This window comes from Paenarthrobacter sp. AR 02 (genome assembly GCF_021538675.1).
Lineage (GTDB): Bacteria > Actinomycetota > Actinomycetes > Actinomycetales > Micrococcaceae > Arthrobacter.
Window position 1 is genome coordinate 1,249,800 of sequence record NZ_JAJUKH010000001.1, and the last position, 25,520, is coordinate 1,275,319.

26 protein-coding genes are annotated in these 25,520 nt (G+C 64.4%); 21 read left to right on the forward strand and 5 right to left on the reverse strand.

The window, feature by feature from the left end; genetic code table 11:
• Nucleotides 1-158 precede the first annotated feature (158 nt).
• The 12 genes from LRQ04_RS05855 to LRQ04_RS05910 all read left to right on the forward strand — a co-directional run bounded on the left by LRQ04_RS05855 (nucleotide 159) and on the right by LRQ04_RS05910 (nucleotide 11,712).
• Nucleotides 159-929 carry an IclR family transcriptional regulator gene (locus LRQ04_RS05855; protein WP_235518325.1) on the forward strand — a complete coding sequence of 257 codons (771 nt, stop codon included), beginning with the start codon at nucleotides 159-161 and terminating at the stop codon, nucleotides 927-929.
• Between the two features lie 205 nt (nucleotides 930-1,134).
• Nucleotides 1,135-2,052: a shikimate dehydrogenase gene (locus LRQ04_RS05860; protein ID WP_235518327.1), complete on the forward strand. Its 918-nt coding sequence runs from the start codon at nucleotides 1,135-1,137 to the stop codon at nucleotides 2,050-2,052.
• On the forward strand, nucleotides 2,052-3,923 hold the full coding sequence (locus LRQ04_RS05865; protein ID WP_235518328.1) for a bifunctional sugar phosphate isomerase/epimerase/4-hydroxyphenylpyruvate dioxygenase family protein: 1,872 nt from the start codon (nucleotides 2,052-2,054) through the stop codon (nucleotides 3,921-3,923). Before LRQ04_RS05860 ends, LRQ04_RS05865 begins: the two co-directional genes overlap by 1 nt.
• A gap of 42 nt (nucleotides 3,924-3,965) precedes the next feature.
• The gene (gene pcaH / locus LRQ04_RS05870) at nucleotides 3,966-4,835 is read left to right on the forward strand and encodes a protocatechuate 3,4-dioxygenase subunit beta (RefSeq protein ID WP_235518331.1); all 870 of its coding nucleotides are present in this window, start codon (nucleotides 3,966-3,968) and stop codon (nucleotides 4,833-4,835) included.
• 4 nt (nucleotides 4,836-4,839) lie between these two features.
• Complete coding sequence (pcaG, locus tag LRQ04_RS05875) at nucleotides 4,840-5,439, forward strand: protocatechuate 3,4-dioxygenase subunit alpha (protein ID WP_235518332.1); 600 nt, start codon at nucleotides 4,840-4,842, stop codon at nucleotides 5,437-5,439.
• Nucleotides 5,436-6,851: a lyase family protein gene (locus LRQ04_RS05880; RefSeq protein WP_235518334.1), complete on the forward strand. Its 1,416-nt coding sequence runs from the start codon at nucleotides 5,436-5,438 to the stop codon at nucleotides 6,849-6,851. Before pcaG ends, LRQ04_RS05880 begins: the two co-directional genes overlap by 4 nt.
• The gene (locus LRQ04_RS05885; protein ID WP_235518336.1) at nucleotides 6,844-7,647 is read left to right on the forward strand and encodes an alpha/beta fold hydrolase; all 804 of its coding nucleotides are present in this window, start codon (nucleotides 6,844-6,846) and stop codon (nucleotides 7,645-7,647) included. Before LRQ04_RS05880 ends, LRQ04_RS05885 begins: the two co-directional genes overlap by 8 nt.
• Nucleotides 7,644-8,111: a 4-carboxymuconolactone decarboxylase gene (pcaC, locus tag LRQ04_RS05890; RefSeq protein WP_235518345.1), complete on the forward strand. Its 468-nt coding sequence runs from the start codon at nucleotides 7,644-7,646 to the stop codon at nucleotides 8,109-8,111. Before LRQ04_RS05885 ends, pcaC begins: the two co-directional genes overlap by 4 nt.
• Nucleotides 8,112-8,143: 32 nt before the next feature.
• Complete coding sequence (locus tag LRQ04_RS05895) at nucleotides 8,144-9,364, forward strand: thiolase family protein (protein WP_235518347.1); 1,221 nt, start codon at nucleotides 8,144-8,146, stop codon at nucleotides 9,362-9,364.
• 5 nt (nucleotides 9,365-9,369) lie between these two features.
• Nucleotides 9,370-10,059, forward strand: coding sequence for a 3-oxoacid CoA-transferase subunit A (locus LRQ04_RS05900; RefSeq protein WP_235518349.1), 690 nt, complete (start codon nucleotides 9,370-9,372; stop codon nucleotides 10,057-10,059).
• Between the two features lie 2 nt (nucleotides 10,060-10,061).
• Complete coding sequence (locus LRQ04_RS05905) at nucleotides 10,062-10,727, forward strand: 3-oxoacid CoA-transferase subunit B (RefSeq protein WP_235518359.1); 666 nt, start codon at nucleotides 10,062-10,064, stop codon at nucleotides 10,725-10,727.
• Between the two features lie 181 nt (nucleotides 10,728-10,908).
• Nucleotides 10,909-11,712 carry an IclR family transcriptional regulator C-terminal domain-containing protein gene (locus LRQ04_RS05910; RefSeq protein WP_235518362.1) on the forward strand — a complete coding sequence of 268 codons (804 nt, stop codon included), beginning with the start codon at nucleotides 10,909-10,911 and terminating at the stop codon, nucleotides 11,710-11,712.
• Between the two features lie 20 nt (nucleotides 11,713-11,732).
• Here LRQ04_RS05910 and LRQ04_RS05915 read toward each other — a convergent pair whose 3' ends face one another.
• A complete protein-coding gene (locus LRQ04_RS05915) occupies nucleotides 11,733-12,077 on the reverse strand; it encodes an iron chaperone (protein WP_235518365.1) in 345 nt (114 codons plus the stop codon).
• 45 nt (nucleotides 12,078-12,122) lie between these two features.
• Here LRQ04_RS05915 and LRQ04_RS05920 point away from each other — a divergent pair, with 45 nt between their 5' ends.
• Complete coding sequence (locus LRQ04_RS05920; protein WP_235518372.1) at nucleotides 12,123-13,514, forward strand: DUF2252 domain-containing protein; 1,392 nt, start codon at nucleotides 12,123-12,125, stop codon at nucleotides 13,512-13,514.
• 12 nt (nucleotides 13,515-13,526) lie between these two features.
• Here the strand turns inward: LRQ04_RS05920 and LRQ04_RS05925 are convergent, their stop codons facing one another.
• Entirely contained in the window at nucleotides 13,527-13,925 is a 399-nt protein-coding gene (locus LRQ04_RS05925; RefSeq protein WP_235518376.1) for a RidA family protein, read from the reverse strand.
• 136 nt (nucleotides 13,926-14,061) lie between these two features.
• On the opposite strand from LRQ04_RS05925, the gene LRQ04_RS05930 reads away from it, so the two are divergent.
• From LRQ04_RS05930 to LRQ04_RS05960, 7 genes are read left to right on the forward strand one after another with little or no spacing between them, the layout of a single operon-like run.
• The gene (locus tag LRQ04_RS05930; RefSeq protein ID WP_235518378.1) at nucleotides 14,062-14,898 is read left to right on the forward strand and encodes a fumarylacetoacetate hydrolase family protein; all 837 of its coding nucleotides are present in this window, start codon (nucleotides 14,062-14,064) and stop codon (nucleotides 14,896-14,898) included.
• A gap of 18 nt (nucleotides 14,899-14,916) precedes the next feature.
• The gene (locus LRQ04_RS05935; protein WP_235518381.1) at nucleotides 14,917-15,399 is read left to right on the forward strand and encodes a cupin domain-containing protein; all 483 of its coding nucleotides are present in this window, start codon (nucleotides 14,917-14,919) and stop codon (nucleotides 15,397-15,399) included.
• A gap of 3 nt (nucleotides 15,400-15,402) precedes the next feature.
• On the forward strand, nucleotides 15,403-16,275 hold the full coding sequence (locus LRQ04_RS05940; RefSeq protein WP_235518390.1) for an acyl-CoA thioesterase II: 873 nt from the start codon (nucleotides 15,403-15,405) through the stop codon (nucleotides 16,273-16,275).
• Between the two features lie 56 nt (nucleotides 16,276-16,331).
• Nucleotides 16,332-18,020 carry an AMP-binding protein gene (locus tag LRQ04_RS05945; RefSeq protein WP_235518393.1) on the forward strand — a complete coding sequence of 563 codons (1,689 nt, stop codon included), beginning with the start codon at nucleotides 16,332-16,334 and terminating at the stop codon, nucleotides 18,018-18,020.
• A 14-nt stretch (nucleotides 18,021-18,034) separates the two neighbouring features.
• Nucleotides 18,035-20,425, forward strand: coding sequence for a bifunctional salicylyl-CoA 5-hydroxylase/oxidoreductase (locus LRQ04_RS05950; RefSeq protein WP_235518395.1), 2,391 nt, complete (start codon nucleotides 18,035-18,037; stop codon nucleotides 20,423-20,425).
• Nucleotides 20,426-20,427: 2 nt separating this feature from the next.
• Nucleotides 20,428-21,786, forward strand: a complete 1,359-nt coding sequence (locus LRQ04_RS05955; RefSeq protein WP_235518398.1) for an aromatic acid/H+ symport family MFS transporter — start codon at nucleotides 20,428-20,430, stop codon at nucleotides 21,784-21,786.
• Nucleotides 21,787-21,794: 8 nt separating this feature from the next.
• Nucleotides 21,795-22,199 (forward strand): thioesterase family protein, encoded by a 405-nt coding sequence (locus tag LRQ04_RS05960; RefSeq protein WP_235518409.1) that lies wholly within the window; start codon nucleotides 21,795-21,797, stop codon nucleotides 22,197-22,199.
• Between the two features lie 60 nt (nucleotides 22,200-22,259).
• Here the strand turns inward: LRQ04_RS05960 and LRQ04_RS05965 are convergent, their stop codons facing one another.
• Complete coding sequence (locus tag LRQ04_RS05965; RefSeq protein ID WP_235518411.1) at nucleotides 22,260-22,793, reverse strand: hypothetical protein; 534 nt, start codon at nucleotides 22,791-22,793, stop codon at nucleotides 22,260-22,262.
• 165 nt (nucleotides 22,794-22,958) lie between these two features.
• On the opposite strand from LRQ04_RS05965, the gene LRQ04_RS05970 reads away from it, so the two are divergent.
• Nucleotides 22,959-23,858 (forward strand): PaaX family transcriptional regulator C-terminal domain-containing protein, encoded by a 900-nt coding sequence (locus tag LRQ04_RS05970; RefSeq protein WP_235518414.1) that lies wholly within the window; start codon nucleotides 22,959-22,961, stop codon nucleotides 23,856-23,858.
• On the opposite strand, the gene LRQ04_RS05975 is transcribed toward LRQ04_RS05970, so the two are convergent.
• Both LRQ04_RS05975 and LRQ04_RS05980 read right to left on the reverse strand, forming a co-directional pair.
• The gene (locus LRQ04_RS05975; RefSeq protein ID WP_235518420.1) at nucleotides 23,859-24,641 is read right to left on the reverse strand and encodes a VOC family protein; all 783 of its coding nucleotides are present in this window, start codon (nucleotides 24,639-24,641) and stop codon (nucleotides 23,859-23,861) included.
• Nucleotides 24,642-24,873: 232 nt separating this feature from the next.
• Nucleotides 24,874-25,515 (reverse strand): NADPH-dependent F420 reductase, encoded by a 642-nt coding sequence (locus LRQ04_RS05980; RefSeq protein WP_235518422.1) that lies wholly within the window; start codon nucleotides 25,513-25,515, stop codon nucleotides 24,874-24,876.
• Nucleotides 25,516-25,520 lie beyond the last annotated feature (5 nt).

Consider the following 25,520-nt stretch of genomic DNA (forward strand, 5'->3'; position numbering starts at 1 on the left):
GGGAGACCAGAGCGAGGTGCGGCCAGATCATCCCTCAAAGTAACCACATGGTGAGAGCTACTTGTGCAATACAGCAATAGTGGCTGTGAGTGCGGTCACTTGTCAATAGTTGTCCCCACCATCTAGAAATAGCTCTCACCATGTGAGAGCATCGAACCATGAGTGTGAAAGACGACACAAAGACCGACATGGTCGGCAAGGCCCTGAGCCTGTTGGTATTGCTTGGCGAGGAACCCCGCGGAGCCAGTGCGGCGGACCTGGCGAGGAGTGCGGGCCTCCCGTTCAGCACTACCTACCGCCTGCTGGGATCCCTGACCCGCGACGGTTTCGTCGATTACGAACCCGATGGGAGGCGGTATCACCTGGGCCTGCGGGTATTCCAATTGGGTCAGCGCGTTTCCAACCACCACGGCTTCGCGGCCACAGCGTTGCCGGTTCTCCAGCGGGTCACCGAGCGCACCCATGAGGCCACCATCCTGTCCGTCCGGGATGGAAACCATCACCTGACGGTGAACAAGGTGGACGGACCCAAGACGTTCCGCGTCACCAGCGACCCCGGCCATCTGGGTGCGCTGCACACAACCTCGGTGGGGAAGGCCATTGTGGCTTTCGAGGAGGAAATCGAACGCAAGCGACTCCTGGAGGAACTTCCGCTCGATCCCCTCACGGAGCACTCCATCACTGATCGCGACGTCTTCCGTGCTGAGATCGAGCAGGTGCGCCGCCAGGGTTACGCGGTGATGGACGAGGAAAACGAGATCGGCATGCGCGCCGTCGCCGTTCCCGTCCTCAATTCCCAGGGCCACGCTTTCGCGTCACTGGCCACGGCTGTGCCGGTCTTCCGGCTCACCATGGAGGAACTCATCGCGCACGTCCCCACGTTGCAGGAGGCTGCGGCCGAACTCGCGGCGCGCCTGCCCCAGCGCTAGCCCCGTTGTGAGGCCTGCTTTGCGCGCTAAATCCCAGGAATACCACGCAGAGCGGGCCCAACAATGCGAGCCGCAATCAATGTTTGTTCGCGATAAGAACAAGCGTGCGGAATATGAACATCTGTAGTAACGTAAATAACACCCGGCATGCGGCGCCCAGAAAACGCCACCTGTCCGCGGTGCTGAAGTTAGAAGGAGCTTGAGGATGAGCAACCGAGCCGAATCCGTTCTGGTGGGCCTGATAGGCGAAGGCGTCATGCCCTCGCTCACTCCGCCCATGCATGAACGCGAAGCCGATGTGCAGGGCCTTCGCTTGCTGTACCGCCCCGTCGACCTGCTTGAACTCGCATTGCCGGCCACCGCCGTCGGGGATCTCCTGACCGCAGCCCAGCGCATGGGCTTCAACGGCTTGAACATCACGCACCCCTGCAAGCAGCTGGTGATGAAGCACCTCGACGAAATTTCCGACGACGCCGCGCGCCTGGGTGCCGTCAATACGGTCCTGGTTCAGGATGGCCGGTTCATCGGACACAACACGGACTTCTCCGGCTTCGGCTCGGCGCTCGCCGACGGACTCCCGGATGCCAAACTCAACCGCGTCGTGCAATTGGGCGCCGGCGGCGCCGGGTCCGCCGTCGCCTACGCACTGCTTACGGCAGGCGTCAAGGAACTGGACCTGGTAGACATGGACGCTGAGCGGGCGGCTGAGCGCGCAGCGGAACTCGGCGAGCTCTTTCCGGAGGCGAGCGTCACGCCGCGCACGCCGGACGAACTCCCACAGCTCATGCCCAGCGCTGACGGCTTGGTTCACTGCACGCCCATTGGCATGGCCGCCCACCCGGGCCTGCCGTTGGACATCGAACTCCTGGAGCCGCGGCACTGGGTTGCGGACATCGTCTATCGCCCCATCGAAACGCAACTGGTCCGCGAAGCCCGGGCCAAGGGCTGCGCCGTCCTGGACGGCGGGCGCATGGCGGTCGGTCAGGCCGCGGACGCCTTCAAACTCATCACCGGTCGCGAAGCGGACCGTGAGCGGATGCGGGCCCACTTCCTGGAGCTGATCGCCTTGGAAGACACTGCCGCCACCCTTAATGAGGGCACCCTGGCGAAGGCGACGCACTGATGCGCACCGGAATCGCCACCGTCTGCCTGTCCGGCACGCTGAAAGAGAAGATGCAGGCCTGCGCCATTGCGGGCTTTGACGGCATCGAGATCTTCGAGCAGGACCTGGTCACCTCATCCCTCAGCCCGGAGGAAGTCCGGAAGATGGCCGCCGATCTCGGCTTGGGCCTTGACCTCTACCAGCCGTTCCGGGATTTCGACGGCGTCACTCCGGACCTATTGAAGGCCAACCTCAAGCGTGCAGAGGCAAAGTTCAACTTGATGGAACGCCTTGGCATGGACACCATCCTGGTGTGCTCCAACGTGGCCACGGCAACCATTGACGACGACCAGCTGCGGGCTGAACAGCTGGCTGAGCTCGCGGCGCTGGCAGGGGACCACGGCGTGAAGGTTGCCTACGAAGCCCTGGCCTGGGGAAAGTACGTCAACGACTACGAGCACGCATACCGCCTGGTGGACATGGTGGACCACCCTAACCTCGGCACCTGCCTGGACTCGTTCCACATCCTCTCCCGCGACTGGGACACCGCCCCGATCGAGGACATCAACGCGGAGAAGATCTTCTTCGTCCAGGTCGCCGATGCCCCCAAGTTATCCATGGATGTCCTCTCCTGGAGCCGGCACTACCGGGTTTTCCCCGGGGAGGGACAGTTCGAGCTCGCCAAGTTCATGGGCCACGTGGTCCGCGCAGGCTACACGGGCCCGGTTTCCCTGGAAGTGTTCAACGACGTCTTCCGCCAGTCGGACACCGAGCGGACCGCAGTGGATGCCATGCGCTCGCTGATCTGGCTGGAGGAGCAGAGCGCCAAATGGCTCGCCAGCACCCCAGCAGCAGCGGCACCGGAAGACAAAGCCGCCACCCGCCGTCGTTATCCCATGGAACTTGCCACGCTGCCCAAGGTGAACGAACCCGCCAGCTTCAACTTCGCCGAGGTCAAGGCTGACGACACCGCGCAGCTCGAGAAGCTCCTGGGCCAGCTCTGCTTCGAGTTCGAGGGCCGCCACCGCACCAAGGACGTCCAGCTCTGGACCATGGGCCAGGCCCGCGTGATCATCAACGAACAAGCACCGCACCACGCGGAACCGGCTATCGCCGCTTTGGGGTTCGACGTCGACTCTCCAGTGATTGCCTCCGCTCGCGCCCAGCAACTCAAGGCCCCTGTGGTGGCCCGCAAAGTCCAGGCCGACGAAGAGGTGTTCCAGGGCATCTCAGCGCCGGACTCCACGGAGATCTTCCTCTGCCAGGGCAGCCCGGACGGGACCGCCGCGTGGACGCACGAGTTCGGCGAAGGGCTGGAACACGCCGGCGCCGGCCAAACAGCGGTCATCGACCACGTGAACCTCGCCCAGCCGTGGCAGCACTTCGATGAAGCTGTCCTCTTCTACACCAGCGCACTGGCCCTGGAACCGCAGCCGTTCGCGGAAGTCCCAAGCCCCAGCGGCCTAGTCCGCTCGCAGGTCATGCAGACCAGCAACGGCGCGGTGCGGCTGGTGCTGAACCTCGCGCCGGCGCAGCAGGCCGAAAAAGCACGCAAAACGTACCAGGAACACATCGCCTTCGCCGTGGACGACCTCGTGGCAACAGCCCGGTCCGCACGCGATCGGGGGCTGGAGTTCCTGCAGATTCCGGCCAATTACTACGAGGACCTGGATGCCCGGTTCGACCTTGAACCCGGATTCCTGGCCACCCTCAAGGAGCTGAATCTCCTGTACGACCGGGACGCCAGCGGCGAATTCCTCCACTTCTACACCGCCACCGTGGGCAGTGTGTTCTTCGAAATGGTGGAGCGGCGCGGCAACTACGACGGCTACGGTGCGCCCAACGCCCCGGTGCGCCACGCCGTCCAATACGACTCGCTCCACCGGGCATAGCCGCCCGGACTAAACCGAAACCACAAATGAAAGGAGCCGGCTGTGCCGCAAGACCACACCGCACAAGCTCTCGAAACCGAGGAACTCGTGCCGCCAGCTGAGCCACACGCCGCGCACGACACCAAGAAGGTGGAAACCCAGGCAGATCTCAGTGCTGAGATCCAGGCCATCGGCAACCGCTACGCCCAGGCCGTCAAGGACGGCAAGGGGCCCGAAACCATGCCGCGGCTGGACTACGCGCCGTACCGCAGCAGCATCCTGCGCCACCCCACCAAGAGCCTGCACCACGCGGACCCGGAGACCATCGAGCTCTACTCGCCGGCGTTCGGCCACCAGGATGTTCACGCGCTGGAATCGGACCTGACCATCCAGCACAACGGTGAACCCCAGGGTGAGCGCATCATCGTTGCCGGCCGAGTCCTCGATGGCGACGGACGCCCGGTTGCCGGCCAGCTCGTGGAAATCTGGCAGGCCAATGCCTCAGGCCGCTACATCCACAAGCGCGACCAGCACCCCGCCCCGCTGGACCCGAACTTCACCGGCGTCGGGCGTTGCATCACCGGCGCGGACGGTTCCTACAGCTTCACCACCATCAAGCCCGGCGCGTACCCGTGGAAGAACCACCTGAACGCCTGGCGCCCGGCCCACATCCACTTCTCCATGTTCGGCTCGGAGTTCACCCAGCGCATCGTCACCCAGATGTACTTCCCGGGTGACCAGCTCTTCCCATTGGACCCCATCTACCAGTCGATCGTGGACCAGGACGCCCGCGACCGCCTCGTGGCCCAGTACGACCACGAACTGACCAGCCCTGAGTGGGCCCTCGGCTACAAGTGGGACATCATCCTGACCGGGTCCAAGCGGACCTGGACGGAAAACGAAGCATACGGCGACGCCGGGGACGAGGAGTAAGCGCATGAGCAAGCTGGCACCCACACCGGGCCAAACCGTAGGCCCGTTCTACGGCTACGCCCTTCCCTTTAATATGGACAACGAACTCCTGGCACCGGGCAGCCCGGGCAGCATCCGGCTCCAAGGAACTGTCTATGACGGCGCGGGGAACACCATCCCGGACGCCATCCTGGAAATCTGGCAGCCCGACTCCGAGGGCAACATTGTCCAGCGCACGGGCTCCCTGGTTCGTGACGGCTACACCTTCACCGGTTGGGGCCGCGGGGCCGTGGGCAACTCCGGCGTGTACACGTTCACCACGGTCAACCCTGGGCCGCTTAAGGCTGGAGCGGCACCGTTCATCTCCGTGGCGGTCTTTGCCCGCGGCCTCATGAACCGCCTCTTCACCCGCGTGTACCTGCCGGAAAATGAGGAAGCGCTGGCCAACGATCCGTTGCTGAGCTCCCTGGATCCCGAACGCCGCAAGACGCTGATCGCGCGCCGCGATCCCGACGGCGGCCTCACGTGGGACATCCGCCTGCAGGGCGGCGACGAAACCGTCTTCTTGGACTTCCAGCAGGACGGCTCGCTGGATCTGGCTTCCGGGGATCAGGCAACCCCATGACCGACGGCGACTTCGGCCTCCTCAGCCCCGTTTCGGCGTCGTCCGCTGTGACGGCGTTGACGGGTGACCGTGCCGTGATCGCGGCAATCCTCGACGTCGAAGCGGCTTGGACCGCTGTCCTCGAGGACGCCGGGCTGGCCCCGCAAGGGTCCGCCGCTGTGGTGGCCGAAGCCGCCGACGCCGGTCACTTCGACCTGGCCCTCATCGCCCAACGCGCGCAGGGTGGTGGAAACCCGGTCATTCCATTACTCGGAGAACTCCGTGCCCGCGTCAAAGCCCTGGACATCACGGGTGGTGGCGCCGCCAAAGCCGTCCACACCTCGCTGACCAGCCAGGACGTCCTGGACTCCGCCCTGATGCTCCTCGCCAGCCGCACCGTCTCTGCGGTGCTGGCTGATGTCAGAGCAACGACGACGGCGCTCGCCACCTTGGCAGAACAGCATGCGGACACGCTGTGCGTCGGGAGGAGCCTGACGCAGCATGCCCTCCCGTACACGTTCGGGCTCAAGGCAGCACAGTGGTTCCAGGGGGTTGCCGCGGCTTCCCGGCGACTGGAATCGTTGGAGTTGCCGGTCCAGTTCGGCGGTGCCGGCGGAACGCTTGCTTCCGGGGCAAAGCTGACAGCGGGTTCCGGCACAACGGCGTTCGCTCTTGCCGATGCCCTCGCCGCCAAGCTCGCCCTGACGTCCGCCCCGGCTCCGTGGCACACGAACCGCCTGTCGGTCACGTCGTTGGGAGACGGGCTCGCGGCCCTGATCGACTCCTTCGGCAAGATCGCCGCGGACCTGTTGTTCCTCAGCCGCCCCGAAGTAGCCGAACTCGGCGAACCTCTGGCTGCCGGGCGCGGCGTTTCCTCGGCCATGCCGCAGAAGCAGAACCCTGTGCTTTCAGTGCTGGTACGCAGTGCGGCGTTGCAGGCTCCCGGCCTTGCCTCGCAGCTGCACCTCGCAGCGGCCACCTTCAACGACGAACGCCCGGACGGCGCCTGGCACAGTGAATGGCCGGCCTTGCGCCAGTTGTTGGCACTGGCTGCCGGTGCGGCCGGCCACGTCCGCGAACTCACGGAAGGCCTGCGCGTTTTCCCTGACGCCATGCGCCGGAACTTGGGGATTTCGGGTCCGCTGCTGCTCAGCGAAGGTGTGGCGGCCGCCGTCGCCCCTCTCCTGGGCGAGGACGGGAAGCAAAAGCTGCAGGCCGTCGTCGACGAAACCCTCGCCGTACCTGCCGCAGAGCAGGCGGACACCTACCGCAAGCTGCTTCGTGAGGCCGTACCGTCGGACAAGCTCTCCGACGCTGAGCTGGAGGCGCTCCTGGACCCCGCGAGCTACCTCGGCGAGGCACGCGAGATCAGCCGCCGGATCCTCGCCGCCTACTCCGATGACACTTCCACGAAAGGAGCCACCCGTGGCTAAGCCGACAGTCAAGGCAGTGCTGCTGTCTCCGCAGCGGGAACTGGGAGCCAAGCCGCTCTTGGTGGTTGGCCCGTCGCTGGGCACATCCACCGTGCTCTGGACAGAAACCGGAGCCCTTCTGGGCGATGAGTACGACGTCATCGGCTGGGACCTCCCCGGCCACGGCATCTCGCCGACCACCACCGAAGGTTTCGATGTCGCGGAACTCGCGGACGCCGTCGTCGATCTTGTCGATTCAGTGAGCCCTGGAGCCACGTTCCACTATGCGGGGGTCTCCCTGGGCGGGGCCACCGGGCTGCAGCTCGGCCTCAAGCACGGCGACCGGCTCCGCAGCCTGTCCGTCCAATGCTCCGGACCCAAGCTCGGCACGCCCGAGGGGTGGCTGGAACGCGCGGAAACTGTCCGCAAGCTGGGCACGCCGGTGATGATCCAGGGTTCTGCTGAGCGTTGGTTCGGCCCAGGATTCATGGACCGCCAGCCGGAGATCAGCAGCCGGCTCCTGCACGCCCTCCGCGATGCCGACCGCTTCAGCTACTCATTCTGCTGCGAAGCCCTGGCTGCTTTCGATGTCCGCGAGCAGCTCGGGAGCATCACGGTCCCCACGCAGGCGATCGCCGGCGTCGAGGACAATGTGGCGCCGCCGTCCATGGCGGAAGAGACCGTCGCCGGTATCCGGGCGGGTGGCGGTTTCGCCGTGGCGGAAGCGCTCGACGGCGTGGGGCACCTGGCTCCGGCTGAGGCACCGGCCGTGGTGGCCGGGCTGATGCGGACCTTCATGAAGGAGAACGGACTGTGAATTCTGTAAACCCCGAGGGCATCGGCGCACCGCGGAACGGTGCCGTCCAACCGGATGCCACCGCCCAGGACATTTACGACGCCGGCATGGTTGTCCGGCGCGAAGTGCTGGGCGATGCGCACGTGGACCGTGCGAACGCCAACAAGGACTCCTTCACCGAGGACTACCAGGACATGATCACCAGGATCGCGTGGGGTGGCATCTGGACGCGGCCCGGCCTGAGCCGGCAGATGCGTTCCGCGGTCACCCTCACGGCCTTGGTGGCGCACGGTCACTGGGAGGAGCTCGCCATGCATGTCCGGGCGGCCCTCAACAACGGACTCAGCAGGGACGAGATCAAGGAAATCCTGCTGCAGACGGCGATTTATTGCAGTGTGCCGTCGGCCAATTCAGCGTTCAAGACGGCCCAAAAGGTGTTCGCCGAGATCGACGCCTCCTCTGCCGACAGCCCCACCCCCAACTAACCCTTTAGTTGGGCAAGCAGAAAGAGAAACCCATGAACCAGGCATTTGTGTACGACGCCGTGCGCACGCCCTTCGGTAAGTTCGGTTCCGGCCTTGCCGCTGTCCGTCCCGACGACCTTGCCGCCCACGTGGTCCGCGAGTCCGTGAAGCGGGCGCCCGGGCTGGATGTTGAGCGGATCGACGAAGTGATGTTCGGCAACGCCAACGGTGCCGGCGAGGAAAACCGCAACGTGGCCCGAATGGCCACGCTGCTCGCGGGCCTGCCGGTCTCGATCCCCGGGACCACCGTCAACCGCCTCTGTGGTTCGTCGTTGGACGCTGCAATCATCGCGTCCCGGCAGATCAACGCCGGCGACGCCGAGCTGATGCTGGTGGGCGGCGCCGAATCCATGTCCCGCGCGCCGTGGGTGCTGCCCAAGACCTCCAAGCCCTACCCCGCCGGCGACATGACCCTGGCGTCCACCACGCTGGGATGGCGGCTGGTGAACCCTGCCATGAACAAGGACTGGACCATTTCCCTGGGCGAGGCCACCGAGCGGCTCAGGGAGAAGTACGGGATCACCCGGGAACGCCAGGATGCTTTTGCGGCTGACTCGCACAACCTGGCCGATGCTGCGTGGAACGAAGGGTTCTACGACAACCTTGTGACCGCGGTCCCCGGTACGGACTTGATGCGTGATGAGGGCATCCGCGCAGGTTCCTCCGCGGAGAAGCTGGCCGGCTTGAAGACAGTATTCCGGCCTGAGTCTGACGGGCCCGACGGCGGCACGGTCACCGCCGGGAACGCCTCGCCTTTGTCCGACGGTGCTTCGGCGGCGTGGATCGGTTCGGAAGCCGCGTCCTCGATCCTTGGCTTGGAGCCGCTGGCCCGCATCGCAGGCCGGGGCGCGCACGGCAACGATCCCCAGTTCTTCGGGTACGCCCCGGTGGAGGCGGCCAACAAGGCCCTCGCGAAGGCGGGCATCGGCTGGGACCAAGTGGGCGCCGTCGAACTTAACGAAGCGTTTGCCGCGCAATCGCTGGCGTGCGTGGATGCGTGGGGGATCGACCCCTCAATCGTGAACCGGCATGGTGGTGCGATCGCCATGGGCCACCCGCTCGGTGCTTCCGGTACCCGGATCCTGGGCACGCTTGCCCGGTCTTTGCAGGCTTCCGGGCAGCGCTGGGGCGTCGCGGCGATCTGCATCGGTGTGGGTCAGGGCTTGGCCGTCGTGCTGGAAAACGTAACCTCTGGTGTTTCGGAAGGAGCCTAAGGGCCATGTTGAATTTCATTGACACTGTTGGCGAGGCCGTGGCCGGGATCAAGGACGGTTCCACGGTGATGATCGGCGGGTTCGGCAATGCCGGGCAGCCGTTCGAGCTGATCGATGCGCTCATGGATTGCGGCGCGAAGGACCTGACCGTGGTGAACAACAACGCCGGCCAGGGTGACCAGGGCCTGGCACTGCTGATCAAGGAAGGGCGGGTCCGGAAAATGATTTGCTCGTTCCCGCGGCAGTCCGATTCCTGGCACTTCGACGCGAAATACCACGCCGGGGAGATTGAGCTGGAGCTCGTCCCGCAGGGCAACCTGGCCGAACGCATCCGTGCTGCCGGGGCCGGTATCGGCGGATTCTTCACGCCCACCGGGTACGGCACCACGCTGGCCGAGGGCAAAGAAACCCGGTTCCTCGACGGGAAATGGCAGGTGTTCGAGACGCCCATCCACGCCGACGTCGCCCTGATCAAGGCGCTCAAGGCCGATGGCAAGGGCAACCTCGTGTACCGCAAGACCGCCCGGAACTTTGGGCCCATCATGGCCGCCGCAGCGAAGAACACGATTGTCCAGGTTTCGGAGATCGTGCCCACGGGCTCGCTGGATCCGGAGAACGTGGTGACCCCGGGGATTTACGTCAACAGTGTGGTCCGGGTGGACTCGGCTGCCGCTTTGAATGGAAAGGTGGCCTGATCATGGGCACGCAGACAAGCATCCAGACGTCCGAGAAGCCCTTGGGACGCGACGAACTCGCCCAGCTGGTTGCCCGCGACATTGCCCCGGGTTCCTTCGTGAACCTTGGCATCGGCCAGCCGACCCTGGTGTCCAACTACCTCACCGAGGAGCAGAACATCACCCTCCACACGGAGAATGGGATGCTCGGAATGGGCCCGGCTGCTGAGGGGGACGAGATCGACGGCGACCTGATCAACGCCGGAAAGATTCCGGTCACTGAGCTCCCTGGCGCGTCCTACTTCCACCACGCCGACTCGTTCGCGATCATGCGTGGCGGTCACCTGGACATCTGTGTCCTCGGCGCTTTCCAGGTCTCGGCCACGGGAGATCTCGCGAACTGGCACACCGGCGCCCCGGACGCGATTCCCGCCGTCGGAGGTGCCATGGACCTGGCCACCGGTGCCAAGGACGTGTTCGTGATGATGACCCTGCTGACCCGCGAAGGTGTATCCAAGCTCGTGGAACAGTGCACCTACCCCCTGACCGGCGTTGGCTGTGTCACGCGCGTGTACACCGACAAGGCCGTGTTCCTCACTGGTCCCGAAGGCGTCACCGTCCGTGAAACCTTCGGCTGCACGTTCGAGGAAATCCAGGAGCTCGTACCTCTGCCGCTGAAGGCTGCATAGTAGGCCCCACAAGTCGAACCGCTCCCGTTGTGAGGCCCGCTCTGCGGGGTATTTCGCGCATGAACCCCGCAGAGCAGGCCCCGCAAGTCGAACCGCTCCCGTTGTGGGGCCCGCTCTGCGGGGTATTTCGCGCGTGAACCCCGCATAGCAGGCCCCGCAACGCAGCCTAGGATTGGTAACCATGACCGATTCCGCAGTAACCCCTCAGGCCAGCGACCAGTATGTCCAGTCACTGGCCCGCGGGCTCGCCGTGATCCGGGCCTTTGACGCGAACAACCCGGTGATGACCCTGAGCGAAGTCGCTGCCCGGACGGACCTGACCCGCGCGACAGCCCGCAGGTTCCTGCACACCCTGGTTGAACTGGGCTACGTCCGCACCGACGGCAAGACCTTCGCGCTCACGGCCAAGGTGCTCCAGCTGGGCTACTCGTACCTGTCGGCCCTGTCGCTGCCGCAACTCGTCCAGCCGCACCTTGAGGAACTGAGCCTGAAGCTGGGGGAGTCCACGTCGGCCGCGGTCCTGGACGGTCCGGACATCTTCTACGTGGCCCGTGTTGCTACGCGCCGGATCATGAACGTCGGGATTACGGTGGGCACCCGCTTCCCCGCCTACGCCACGTCCATGGGTCGCGTCCTGCTCGCCGGATTGCCGCCAGCCAAGCTTGAGGCCTACCTTTCGACGGCGGAACTCACCCCGCTCACGCCGCGAACCGTCGCCAGCGTGCCCGACTTGAGGGCCGCCGTCGAGCGTGTCCGTACGCAAGGCTGGTGCCTGCTCGATCAGGAGCTCGAACTCGGGCTGATGTCCATCGCGGCGCCCGTGTTCAACCACAACAACGGGGACAACGTCGCGGCCATCAACGTGTCATTGCAAGCGCAGGCGGTCGCAGCGCGGCCGGACCCGGAGAAGTACCTTGAATCCGTGCGCCAGGAAGTCGTGGCCGCGGCCAACGCGATCTCGCAGGACGTCTCCGCGAAGCACTGAGTTTCTTTACAGCACCACAGCTACTTCCGGATCGCAGCCAACCGCGTTTCCAGGATCCGCCGGATCATAGAGTCGGGCACGGGGTTGTCCGCGGAAAACCGCAGTGTGCCGGGAGACCACGAATATCCACCCAGCTCCTCCGACATCTCCGGGAGGATCTGCCCACTGAACGGGTACAGGGCCAGGTGCTTCTTGGTTTCGAGGACACTGAGGAAGCCCTTGCCGTCCACCAGCAGCGCCGGCATCCCGTAGCTGACTCCTTCTTCGGCGTCGGGAGCCAATTCACGGGCGATCTCGACGATCCGCTGCAGAATGACGCGGTTGTCGGCGTTGACAGTCTCCAGGTACTCAGTGACGGTTCCCATAGGGACATGGTTCACCACTGAAGGCCCGGATGCCACACTTATGCCATGAGCCCACTCGTCGCCGGTGGCTGGAGCCCCGCGGATCAGGACCGTGCCAAGGGGAAAGCGTCCAGGGAAGCCATGCCCCGCCGCGCCCAGGGGATTTTCGCTTCGCCGGAGCGGAACGCGGTGGCCATTCTGGAGGAGCAGCACGCCTCCCGCTTGCCGCACCTTGTTCCTGTTCGGGTTGGGCGAATGCTGCAGACGCCCTTCGCCTTCTTCAGGGGAGCCGCCGCCGTGATGGCCAGTGACCTGTCCACGGAGGCGACTTCCGGGCATCAAGTGGTGGCTTGCGGCGACGCCCATTTGGCCAACTTCGGCTTATACGCGTCTCCTGAGCGCCGGCTGGTGTTCGACCTCAACGACTTCGACGAGGTCTTCCCGGCGCCATGGGAATGGGACGTCAAGAGGCTCACCGCGAGTATCTGGCTGAGCGGGCGTAACAGCGGGCATTCGGGGGAGCAGTGCCGGACTGCGGCAGAAGCTGCGGCCCGGTCCTATCGACTGGCCATACGGCGGCTGTTCGAAGGGACGGCCGCCGAAAGATACTACTTTCAAGTTGAAACGGATGCGCTGACGGCGACCATGGCCTCGGCCCGTGTACTGGAAAAGGACGTCAAGAAGGCCAAACGGCGTACCTCGGAGCAGGTCCTGGCTAAGATGACGGCCGAAACGCAGAACGGAGAGCCCAGAATCGTGGACCAGTGGCCGTTGGTCTACCATCCGGAAGCTGCCACCTTGGATCGCGTGAGTGCTCTCTTCGAGCTGTACCGGAGTTCGTTGCGCGCGGATACTGCGGTCTTGGTAAGCCAGTACCGCTTGGTGGACGTCGCGCTCCGCGTAGTCGGAGTGGGAAGCGTGGGAACGCGCTGTTGGGTGGTCCTGATGCTCGGCCCGTCCGGAGAGCCCTTGTTTCTGCAGGCCAAGGAAGTGCAACGGTCGGTACTGGAGAGCCATGGCGGTGCCCAGCCGACCTCCGACGTCGTCCGGTTGTTGACGAACTACGGCCAGGGCTATCGTGCCGTGGCCGGGCAACGGATCATGCAGGCCCAGTCGGATCCGTTCCTCGGCTGGGTGGGCAACACCGTTGAATCCGATGGCCAGCTGCGTGACTACTTTGTCCGGCAATTCCGCGACATGAAGGGCTCGTTCGCGGTGGAACAGCTCGGCCCAGGTCCGCTGGCCGACTATGCCCGGCTTTGCGGCGGAGTGCTCGCCCGCGCCCATTCCCAGACTCCGGGCAGCGCGTTCATAGCCGGCTACCTGGGGCGTTCCGAGGCGTTCGACAGGGCGATCCCACGTTGGGCCAAGCACTACGCCGACCAGACCGAGAAGGATCACGCAGAGTTGGAACGCGCGGTCCGGACAGGCCGCCTCAACGCTGAGAGCGGCGTCTAGGCACTCCCCGCTTTAGCGCTCCGGAATGACCGCGATGCCCTGGATTTCAATGAGGGCCTCTTTTTGCCACAGCCGCGTGACGCCGATGCCGGCCATGGCCGGGTACTGGGATCCCGCCATCTCACGCCAGATGCGCCCAATTTCGCGGCCGTTGGCCATGTAGTCGTCCACGTCCGTGAGGTAGATGGTCACGTTGACCAGGTCTTCGGGTTCTCCGCCGGCCTCGCGCAGGGTGGTCAGCACGTTGGTGAATGCCTGCGTGAACTGTTCCACGATGCCGCCGGGAACGATGTTCATGTTCTTGTCCAGGGCGGTTTGCCCACCCAGGAAGACGGTGTTGCCGGCCAGAATGCCGTGCGCAAAGCCCGATGGCTTGGGCAGGGACTCCGGGTTGATCGTCTGGTGGCTCATGCTGTTCCTCCTCGTTATGGCAACTGCAAAAACTTTTGGAAAGCCTCTGTGCAGATCATTTCTGCCGTGCTACGTTGAGCATATGTGACGATCGTAAAAAAGTCGACACATCGAAAATTCTCGAAGGGAACCAGTAATGAAACTTGCCACCTTGCGCACGGCAAACGGAGGTACGACGGCGGCACTCGCCACGGGCGCCGACTCTTACCTGGCGCTTCCGGCCAGCGACGTGGGCGCACTCCTGGGCCAGGCCAACTGGCGGGCCGTGGTGGAAGCTGCGGACGGAGAGGCCATCAGCAACCCTGACTTCGCACCGCTGCTGCCCAACGCCGGCAAAGTCATCTGCTGCGGCCTCAACTACGGGGACCACATCCAGGAGATGGGCCGTGAACTCCCCGAGTTCCCCACCCTGTTCGCCAAGTACGCGGACACCCTGGTGGGTGCTACCGACGCTGTAGAAGTCCAAGGCAGCGGCCGCGTCGACTGGGAAGCCGAGCTCGCCGTCGTCGTTGGCTCTGAACTGTTCCACGCCGATGAGGACCAAGCCCGGCAGGGCATCGCCGGATATACGGTGGCGAACGACGTCTCCATGCGCGACTGGCAGAACCGGACGCTGCAGTGGTTCCAGGGCAAGGCGTGGGACCGTACGACTCCCGTCGGTCCGGTCATGGTCACCACGGACGAAGCCGGAGAGCATTTCCAGGTCCGCGGCTACGTCAACGGGGAACTGGTGCAGGACGGGAACACCAGAACGCTGGTCTTTGGCCCCGCGCAGTTGCTCTCCTACATTTCACAGTTCACCATCCTGCGTCCCGGCGACCTGGTGCTCACGGGAACGCCCGGGGGAGTGGGTATGGGGATGACCCCGCCGCGCTTCCTGGCGGACGGCGACACCCTGATGACCGAAATCGATGGAATCGGCCGGTTGGAGAACCAGTTCCGGATCCACGCACACGCTGAAGCAACCGTCTAACAACAAAGGAGAAATCCCATGAGCCAGACCACCACCGAATACCGCCTCGAAGGCGACAACTCCATCTACGCCCAGCCTGACGGCAAGGTAGTACCGGTCGTTACCCGCGCCGGTGCCGAGGACACCAACACCGCACAGTCAGGCGACTGCATCCGGGTTTCCGGCGTCAGCATCCAGCACACCCCGGCAACCAAGATCTGGTTCGGCCAGGTATCCAACACCCCCGGATACCGCTCCCTCCCGCACCACCACGGCGAGGCCGAGACCGGCGGCTACGTCCTCCGGGGCCACGGCCGCATCTACTTCGGCGAGAACTACTCCGAGTTCATCGACATGAAGGCCGGCGACTGGGTGTTCGTGCCGCCGTTCATGCCCCACGTCGAAGCCAACATGTCCATCACCGAAGAACTCGTCTGGTTGACGGCTCGCACGCCGGAAAACCTCGTGGTCAACCTCGAGGACGTCCCGGACGAGACCCTCGCTGACTACCGCCGGGCATAAGCAATGATCACTGGAACCCTGACGTCGGAAACCTTCCTTAAGGCCGTGGAGCTCACGCCCGTGGCCGCAGAGGTCTTCGACGAAGCGTATGAAGCAACCACCCAGTACGTGCCGTGGCCAAAAGCCTATGGTGGAGACATGGTGGCGCAGGCTGCGGCTGCGATGATGCGCTCGGTGGATGCTGACAGGCAACTCCACTCGATGCACAGCTACTTCATGCGCCCGGTGGATATCGGCTCCAGCGTCCGGTACGAGGTGGAGCGCTTGCGCGATGGGCGCGGGTACTCCACCAGGACAGTCCGCGGCTTCCAGAACGGCAAACCCGTCTACGCCGCCATGGGTTCCTTCCAGGTTCCCGAGGACGGTCCGGACTTCCAGCCCCAGGCTCCAGCCGCCGTCGAGCCTGAATCGCTGCGGACAGCAGCGGAAGCGCTGGACGGCGTGGATATCACAGCAGCTGAGTACTGGTCCACGGGCCGCAGCTTCGATATGAGGCATATTCCCGGCCCGGTATATATCGATCTGGAAGGCGGCTCCGTACCGCAGCAGGCCATTTGGGTGAAAGCCTTCGATGCCCTGCCTGACGACGCCGACCTGCACCGCACGGCTCTTGCCTACGTGTGCGATTACACCATCCTGGAGCCCCTGCTCCGGGTCAACGGGCTCAACTGGTCCAGCCCCGGACTCGCTACGGCGTCCCTGGACCACTCCATGTGGTTCCATCGGGACGGCCGCGCCGACGACTGGGTTCTCTACGCCCAGGACGCCATCTCCGGCCAGAGCAACAGGGGCCTCGCCATGGGCCGCTTCTTCGACCGGGAAGGAAGGCTCCTTGCCACGGTTGCCCAAGAAGGCATGATCCGGGCCGGCGCCTAACCAACTTCCCACTCCCCAACCATCGCTTCAACGACGCACCACTGAAAGGAACGGCCATGAGCATGACGCCATCGGCCCACGTGGACACGTTCACCCGCGACCACCTGCCGCCCGCCGACACCTGGCCGGCGCTTGAATTCACCCTCCCCGAACTTCAATACCCCGAGCGGCTCAACGCTGCGGCCGTGCTGATCGACGACGCTGTCGAACAGTACGGCCCGGACCGTCCCGCCCTGTGGACCCCGGAAGGAACAGTCTGGACCTATGGTCAGCTCCAGACCCGCTCCAACCAGGTCGCGCAGGTCCTCACGGAAGACCTTGGTGTCCTTCCCGGCAACCGTGTGCTGCTGCGTGGCCCCAACAACCCCTGGATCGTGGCGGCCTGGCTGGGTGTCCTGAAAGCCGGCGCGGTAGTGGTCACCACTATGCCAATGCTGCGCTCCACCGAGGTCTCCACGCTGATCCAGCTCACCAAGCCGGTGGTGGCTATTTCCGACTACCGGTTCGTGGACGAGCTCGCGATCGCCGCCGGGGATGACGTCACCGTCCTGACCTACGGAGCAGGCAACGGATTCGACGACGACGGCGACCTCACCTCCCGTTGCGGGCATAAGAGTGGGAAGTTCACGGCTGTGGACACTGCTGCCGACGACGTTGCCCTGTTGGGTCCGACGTCGGGCACCACGGGTGTGCCAAAGGTGACCATGCACTTCCACCGGGACATCCTGGCCAATGCGGACACCTTCGCCCGCTACATCCTGCAGCCCACTGCCGAGGACGTGTTCGCGGGTTCGCCGCCGTTGGCCTTCACCTTTGGGCTGGGCGGACTGGTGGTGTTCCCGCTTCGGTTTGGTGCATCGTCGCTCCTGACCGAGAAGGCAGGGCCCGTGGAATTGGCTGAGCATGCCTCAAAGGCCGGGGCCACCATCCTGTTCACCGCCCCCACCGCCTACCGGGCCATCCTCAAGGAGAAGCGCGGGGACCTCCTGCGCAGCCTGCGCATTGCCGTTTCGGCCGGTGAGCACCTGTCCAAGGAAACCTGGGAAGCCGTGCACCAGGCCACCGGGTTGCGTTTGGTCAACGGAATCGGTGCAACTGAGATGCTGCACGTTTTCATTTCCGCTGCCGGTGATGACATCCGCCCCGGCACGACGGGCCGCGCGGTACCGGGCTTCCGGGCGACCATCCTGGACAACGACGGCAACGAACTCGGCCCGGGCAGCATCGGACGGCTGGCAGTGATTGGTCCCACGGGATGCCGCTACCTGGACGATCCCCGGCAGGCGAACTACGTGGTGAACGGCTGGAACGTCACAGGTGACACATTCGCCATGGACGGCGACGGGTACTTCACCTACCAGGCCCGCTCGGACAACATGATTGTGTCCTCCGGCTACAACATCGGAGCTCCGGAAGTCGAAACCGCCATCGACCAGCACCCGGACGTGGTGGAAAACGCGGTCATCGGGATTCCGGATGAGGAGCGCGGCAGCATCGTCTGCGCGTTTGTGGTCCTCCGCGACGGCGTCGAAGGAGACGCCGCCAAGCGCAAGGAAATCCAGGATTTCGTCAAGCAGACCATCGCCCCGTACAAGTACCCGCGCGATGTCCGTTTCGTCACCGAACTCCCGCGCAATCCCAGCGGAAAACTTCAGCACTTCAAGCTCCGCGACGGCTTCCTGAAGCCTGCGGCAAACGCGGACAAGAACGTACAACTTACCCCTGCCGGCCAGAGCCAGGCCTGAGAAGGAGCAACACCATGAAAATCGCAATCGTTGGAGGCGGCCCGGGCGGCCTGTACTTCGCAGCATTGATGAAGCAGCTGGATCCGTCCCACGACATCACCCTTTGGGAGCGCAACGCTGCCAGCGACACCTTCGGTTTCGGCGTCGTGTTTTCCGATGAGACCCTGGGCGGGATCGGCAACGCCGATCCTGTGGTGGCTGAATACATGAGCCGTCGTTTTGCCCGCTGGTCGGACATCGACATCCACTTCGGCGGCGAGACGATCACCGTTGGCGGCCAGGGCTTCGCTGCCATGAGCCGCAAGGAACTCCTGGAGCTGCTGCAGCGCCGCTGCATCGAACTCAACGTGGACGTTCGGTTCAGCACGGTGGCTCCGCCGGTGGAGGAGCTCGAAGCCAAATACGATCTGGTCCTTGCCGCCGACGGCATCAACTCGCAGATCCGCGCCAAGTACGCCGACGCGTTCCAGCCGGATCTGGACCCCCGCACCAACAAGTTCATGTGGCTCGGCACCAACCAGGTCTTTGAAGCCTTCAAGTTCTTCGTGAAGGAAACCGAGTGGGGCGTCATGCAGATCCACGGCTACCCGTACTCGGATGAGGGCTCCACCTTCATTGTGGAGATGCACCAGGACGTGTGGCACGCCGCCGGCTTTGACGAGACCGCCAACGAGGTCTTCCCTCCCGGTGTTTCGGACGAAAAGTCGATTGCCAAGATCCGCGAAATCTTCGCCGAAGAGCTGGACGGGTACGACGTCCTGACCAACAACTCCAAGTGGATCAACTTCACTACGGTCCGGAACCAGAGCTGGCGCAAAGACAACGTGGTGCTCCTGGGCGATGCCGCCCACACGGCACACTTCTCCATCGGCTCCGGCACCAAGCTGGCCATGGAAGATTCCCTCGCGTTGGCGGCCTGCCTGCACGAGCACGCGGATATCGAGGCCGCGCTGGAAGCCTACGAAACCGAACGTCGGCCCGTGGTGGCATCCACGCAGCGCGCAGCCCAGGCATCCCTGGAGTGGTTCGAGCGCATCGGCCAGTACAAGGACCAGGACCCCACCCAGTTCGCGTTCAACCTGCTCACCCGCAGCCGCCGCATCACCCAGGAAAACCTGCGCCTCCGGGATCCCGAATTCGCCGACGCCGTGGACCGCGACTTTGCCGAGTCCCAGGGGCTCACCGAGGTGGCTCCGGCCATGTTCCAGCCCTTCCGTATCGGGGAACTGGAGCTGAAGAACCGCATTGTGGTCTCCCCGATGGACATGTATTCAGCCACGGACGGCGTTCCCGGTGACTTCCACAAGGTCCACCTGGGCTCCAAGGCCCTGGGTGGTGCCGGGCTGGTCATGACCGAGATGGTCTGCGTCTCGGAAACCGGCCGGATCACCCCCGGCTGCACCGGCCTCTACACGGATGCCCAGCGCGATAGCTGGAAGGAGATCGTGGACTTCGTCCACGGCCGTTCCACCGCAAAGATCGGCGCGCAGTTGGGCCACTCCGGCCGCAAGGGCTCCACCAAGCTCATGTGGGAAGGCATCGACCAGCCGCTTGAGTCCGGCAACTGGACCGCCGTCGGCCCTTCTGCCTTGCCGTACAGCGCCGAAAACCAGACCCCCGTTGAACTGGACCGTGCTGGGATGGACGCCATCAAGGCCGAATTCGTCGCTTCTGCCGTCCGTGCCGAGGAAGCCGGCTTCGACCTCCTGGAGGTTCACGCAGCCCACGGTTACTTGCTCTCTTCCTTCCTTTCGCCGGTGTCCAACCAGCGGACCGACGAATACGGCGGCAGCCTGGAGAACCGGCTGCGGTTCCCGCTGGAAGTGTTCGACGCCGTTCGCGCGGTGTGGCCTGCCGGCAAGCCGGTGACGGTACGCATCTCCGCGACCGACTGGATCGAGGGTGGCAACACCTCCGATGATTCCGTGGCGATCGCGAAGGCCTTCGTTGAGCACGGTGCCGCCGGCCTGGATGTCTCCACCGGCCAGGTCGCCAAGGAAGAGAAGCCTGCCTTCGGGCGCAGCTACCAGACCCCGTTCGCCGACCGCATCCGTCAGGAAGTCGCCGCTCCGGCAGGCGTGGCAGTGATCGCCGTCGGCGCTATCTCCAGCTACGACGACGTCAATTCCATCCTCCTGGCCGGCCGTGCGGACCTCATCGCGCTCGGCCGTACGCATCTCTACGATCCCCAGTGGACCCTGCACGCTGCGGCTGAACAGGAATACCAGGGCCCGGGCGCACAGTGGATCCCGCAGTTCCGTGCCGGACGCCGCAAGCCGCCGAGCTCACGCACCGACGCAGTCCGTCCGCGTCTGTCGCTGCTCAAGGAAGTAGACATTAAAGAGTCCTCCACACACCTTCGTTGGACTCCCCGGTCCGACGCAGCATCGGTCCTGGTGAAGTAGTCATGGCAACCGCACCCGTCAATGACTGGAATGTACCCACCAAAACCACCGGCATGGTGTTGTTCTGCTGCTGGATCGCGATCCTGGCCGAGGGATACGACGTCGGTGTCCTGGGCGCGGTGCTCCCGGCCCTGGCTGAGTACAAGGAATGGAACCTCTCGCCGCTGGCACTGGGCGGATTGGGGTCATATGCCTTGATCGGCATGCTTATTGGAGCGCTCTTCATCGGCACCCTGAGTGACCTGGTGGGCCGCAAGAGGATGCTGTTGGCCTCCATGGTCATCTTCACGCTCACCCAGGCAGGCGCAGCGTGGGCACCTACGCCGGAACTGTTCGGCCTGTTCCGCCTGATCGGCGGGCTGGGCATGGGCGGCGTGATCCCCGTGGCTGCGGCCCTGACCATTGAGTACTCGGCCCCGAACAAGCGCTCCTTCAACTACGGGCTCATGTACTCCGGTTATTCACTGGGGATCGTCGTGGCGGCCCTAGCTGCCTTGTTCGTGCTGCCGATCGGTGGTTGGCGTGCAGTAATCGCCATCGGCGCCGCGCCCGTGGTGCTGCTCCCGATCATCTGGAAGTTCCTCCCCGAGTCCCTCGAATACCTTGAGTCCAAGGGGCGATCGCCTGAGGCCAAGGCTTTGGCCGCCAAACTGCAGATCTCCGAATACCGGCCGGTGGTTCCTGCCGCTCCTGTGGCCGGCGCCCAGGCGGACCCGTGGTGGAAGACGATCACCACGATGTTCTCCCGGAAGTACCTGCGTTCCACCGTCTTCTTCTGGATCTCCCTGTTCCTGGGCCTGCTGCTGGTTTACGGCCTGAACACGTGGCTGCCCAGCATCATGAAGAAGGCCGGTTACGACCTCGGCTCGTCGCTGACATTCCTGCTGGTCTTCAGTCTGGCTTCCGCGATCGGTGGCCTGCTTCTGGGCCGGGCCGCGGACAAGTACGGCAAGAAGCTCATCCTGGTGGTGTTCTACATTCTGGGCGGCCTGGGCATCATGCTGTTGGTCTTCCCCAACACCATGGTGGTCAACCTGCTCTTCGTGGCCTTCGCCGGTATTGGGTCAATCTCAACCTCACTGGTTTTGACCGGCTACATCGCCGATTACTACCCGGCGAAGGTCCGTGGAACGGCGACCGGCTGGGCGTTGAGCTTCGCCCGACTTGGTGCCATCTCGGGACCGTTGATCGGTGGCTGGATTGCCGGCTCGAAGCTGCCCTTCGAAGCGAACTTCGCGATCTTTGCGGGTATCGCCGTGCTGGCGGCCGGTGCGGTGGCGTTGATTCCCAAGCCACAACCTGAGGTGCCGGTATCCGCCGTCGACGTCGATCCTGACGACGCAGCAGTAAGCGCACGGTAGGAGCATAAGTGGATAGGTTTCCGGAGGCGTGCGTCGAGCGAACGGTGGAATGGGTGGACACCGACGCCTCCGGACACCAGCACAACTCGGCCATCCTGCGCTGGGTGGAAGCCGCCGAAGCGGAACTCTTCCGGTCCCTGGACCTGCCGGACTACTTCCCCAGCGCGCCCAGGGTCCAGCAAGTCATCAATTACAAAGCCAAGCTGTGGTTCGGCCAGCGCATCACCGCAACGGTGAAGATCAGCGCGCTGGGGCGCACCTCGCTCACCATGGATTTCAAGGTGACGTCCGACGGCGGTGACGTGGCGGCTTTCGGTACGGTCACTACCGTCCACGTACCCAGCGGAGCCACCTCAGCGGAACCGTGGCCGGAGCACTTCGTCCGCAGGATCACCGCGCGAGATGGCACCTAATGACAATGCCAGGGCCTGGGATTGTCATTAAGTGCCGTCTCGGCGGGGGATTTGGGAGCCTTAGCGGAGACCCTTCAGGATGTTCTTGGGCCGCTGCATCTCACCATGCTTGGCACCAAGGATGATCACCCAGGCAGCGAATGCGGGGATGGCCCACTGCAGTGCCTTCAGCTGGGTCTGGGCTGACTTGAGTTCATCGGAAGCGCCTGCGCGGGGCTCGGTGGCTCCTTCTGCGCCCTCTTCGGAGAGCTCATCGACCTTCTTGCCAACAACGCCCGCGTAGAGGGTGACGGCAGCTCCGGCCAATGTCACCACGGTCTTGTAGATGGTGTTGGAGGCGACGCTGTCCTGCTTCGCGATCCTGCCCTTGTTCTCCCATGCGATTGCCAGGTCTGAGGCGAGGTGCCCGGCGAAGGCTGCCGTCTGCACAGGAGCCCACTTGCCCCAGCCCTTGCTCGACAACCGGGTACGCTCCGTGGGATCTTTGGCTTCCGCGGCGGCTCCATTCAGCCCAATGGCCCCCATCAATGAGCCGCCGAACCAGGCCGCGGCCGTAAGGTCGTGAATGGAGCGTGCTACCAGGTTTCCTGCCATGATGTGCTTCCTATCGTTTGAACGGAAAGATCTCTCCGGGGCAGTAACAGCCCTGGAACAGCGTCCGTCCATAGTAAGCATGCTTAGTATGGCTCGGCTAGTCTCGGGCGAGGTGCGGCGCGGACCTATGATGAACTGGACTGGCGCCCAATGCGGGGCGCGGAAATGAGGATCCTTCCGATGTTCGCCGTCCCGGCACCCCCGGTGCGCCACCAACAGCTGCTCGTTACCATTTTCGGGCTCTATGGTCGGAACGCAGGTGATGCCCTGCCGGTGTCCGCGCTGATTTCCATGTTGGGCTCGCTCGGTTACGACGCTCCGGGCGTGAGGTCCTCCGTCTCCAGGCTCAAGGCAAAAGGCGTGCTGAAGAGCGTTCGCGAAGGCGGGATTGCCAAATACAAAATCTCGGAGTCGGTCAGCGACGTGTTCCGCGAAGGTGACCGCCGGATCTTTGCCCCCGAGCAGCCTGCGCCCGTGGATACCTGGGTGCTGGCCGTGTTCTCGGTGCCTGAGTCCATGCGGAACCGGCGGCATCAACTGCGTTCAGCATTGTCTGGCCTGGGCTTCGGCTCGGTGGCCAACGGCGTGTGGATTGCGCCGGCCCACAAGCTCGAGCAGGCCAGGGAGCGTCTCACTGCCAATGGTTTGATCGAGTTCGTGGACCTGTTCCGGAGCGACTACGTCTTTGACGGACCCATGCGCCCCAAAATCTCCGAGTGGTGGGACCTCAAGGAACTTGATGAACAGTTCACCGAGTTCCTTGGACTCTATGGGGACGCGGAGCAGCAATGGATTGAGCGCGTGGGCGAAGACCCGAACGTTGCCCTGGCCCAGTCCACAGAGGAGTTGCGGCGTGACGCGTTCCGCTACTACATCCCCATGCTGACTATGTGGCGCCGGTTTCCGTACCGGGACCCGAACCTGCCGACGGATTACCTGCCGCCAGAATGGCACGGCCCGGCTGTCCGCAGGACTTTCCAGGCCGTGCATCGCCTGGCCGCGCCCTTGGCTGCCGCTCATGCGCACGAGATCATCGCCGAAGCGCTGGACCCGGCAGCGGCCTGACTATTCGCTGGTTCGCGGTGCGTCGATGAGGCCGAACACCTCTCCTTGTGGACCCCGCACCACGGCCATGCGTCCCAGCGGGCTGTCCGTGACCGGTTCCAGGAGCGTCGCACCCAGTTCCACAGCCCGGGTGGCGGAGCCCTCTACAAAGTCGCTGGCGAACCAGGTCATCCAATGGTTGGGTGTGGTCCCGGAGAGCCCGGTGTCATGGTGGACCCCTGCTACTTCGCGGCCATCCAGCGGCCTCCGGATAGTGGAGTAGACCAAGCCATCCTCCGTGACGTCCTGGTAGCTGACGTCGAAGACTCCGGAGTAGAAGGCGCGGGCCGCTGCGTAGTCGCGGGTATGGAGCTCGTTCCAGCACAGCGCGCCGTGCTCGTTGACCCGCTCCGCGCCGATGTGGTTGCCTGCCTGCCAGACTCCGAACACTGCGCCGGCGCTGTCCACGGCCAAGGCCATGCGGCCGGAGTCCATGACGTCGAACGGCTGCGCAATCAGCTGTCCACCCGCGGCACTGATCTTCTTCGCGGTGACGTCAGCATCATCCGATGCGAGGAACGTTGTCCACGTGGTGGGCATGGACGGATCCTGCTTGGGGCCCAGTCCTGCCACGGCACGCCCGCCAACACAGGCCAGGACATAGCCGCCCGCGTCCTGGCCGCCGGAGATGAAATCCCAGCCAAAAAGGCCCGAATAGAAGGACTTCGCCGCTTTGGGATCCTCTGCGCCGAGGTCCACCCACATGGGGGTTGCTGCAGGCCAGCTCGAGATTCGTGTGGACATGGGACTCCTCGCGTAGGTGCTTTTAGGGCGAAGCTGCCTCCCCGTAAGCCCATGCGCCGGGCCTGACGGAGAGGCAGCCACCCATAATGTGCGCGCCGCCGCCGATTCGTGACACCGTTTCGCCGTCCTTTTTTCGGCCTCCAGGGGGCCAATTGCCGGAACCAAAAGCACCCATGACAAAAGGCGGCGGGCAAGCATCAGCTGCTTGCCCGCCGTCGTGCGTAAACCGGATTTAGACGGTGCGGGTTGCCTTGGCGAGGTTGTCGCGGAGTTCGTCCGCATTCTGCCGTATGACGTAGGCGGGGCGGTCGCGCTCGACGCGCCAGCTGTCTTCCAGCGGGCCGATGTTGACGGTGTCGAAGCCGAATTCGTCGTAGAGCTTGGTGACAAGTTCTGCGGCTTCGGGGAAGTCGCTGGCGGTGGCCAGGGCGCGGCGGTTCGGCGTCCCGGCGGGGGCGCCGTCAGTGGTGATGTCCTTGGCAAAGATGTGGTTGAAGCCCTTGGCTACCTTGGAGGTGGGGAGGTGCTTCTGGAGAAGGCCTGATGTGGTTGCTTCGCCGTTGTCCAGCTCGGGGATACGGCCGTCGCGCTCCCAGTAGTAGTTGTTCGTGTCGATGACGACCTTGCCCTCAAGCGGCTCCGTGGGGATGCTCTGGTAGTTCTTCAAGGGAACGGTCACGACGGCGAAATCGCCTGCCGCTGCTGCTTCGGCTGCCGTAGCGGCCCGGGCCCTCGGCCCAAGTTCCGCGACCAGGTCGCCCAGCGTCTCGGGACCCCGCGAGTTGCTGATCACGACGTCATAGCCCAGTTCCACGGCCTTGCGTGCAACCTGGCTGCCAATGTGTCCTGCACCGATGATTCCAATTGTTGTCATGTTGG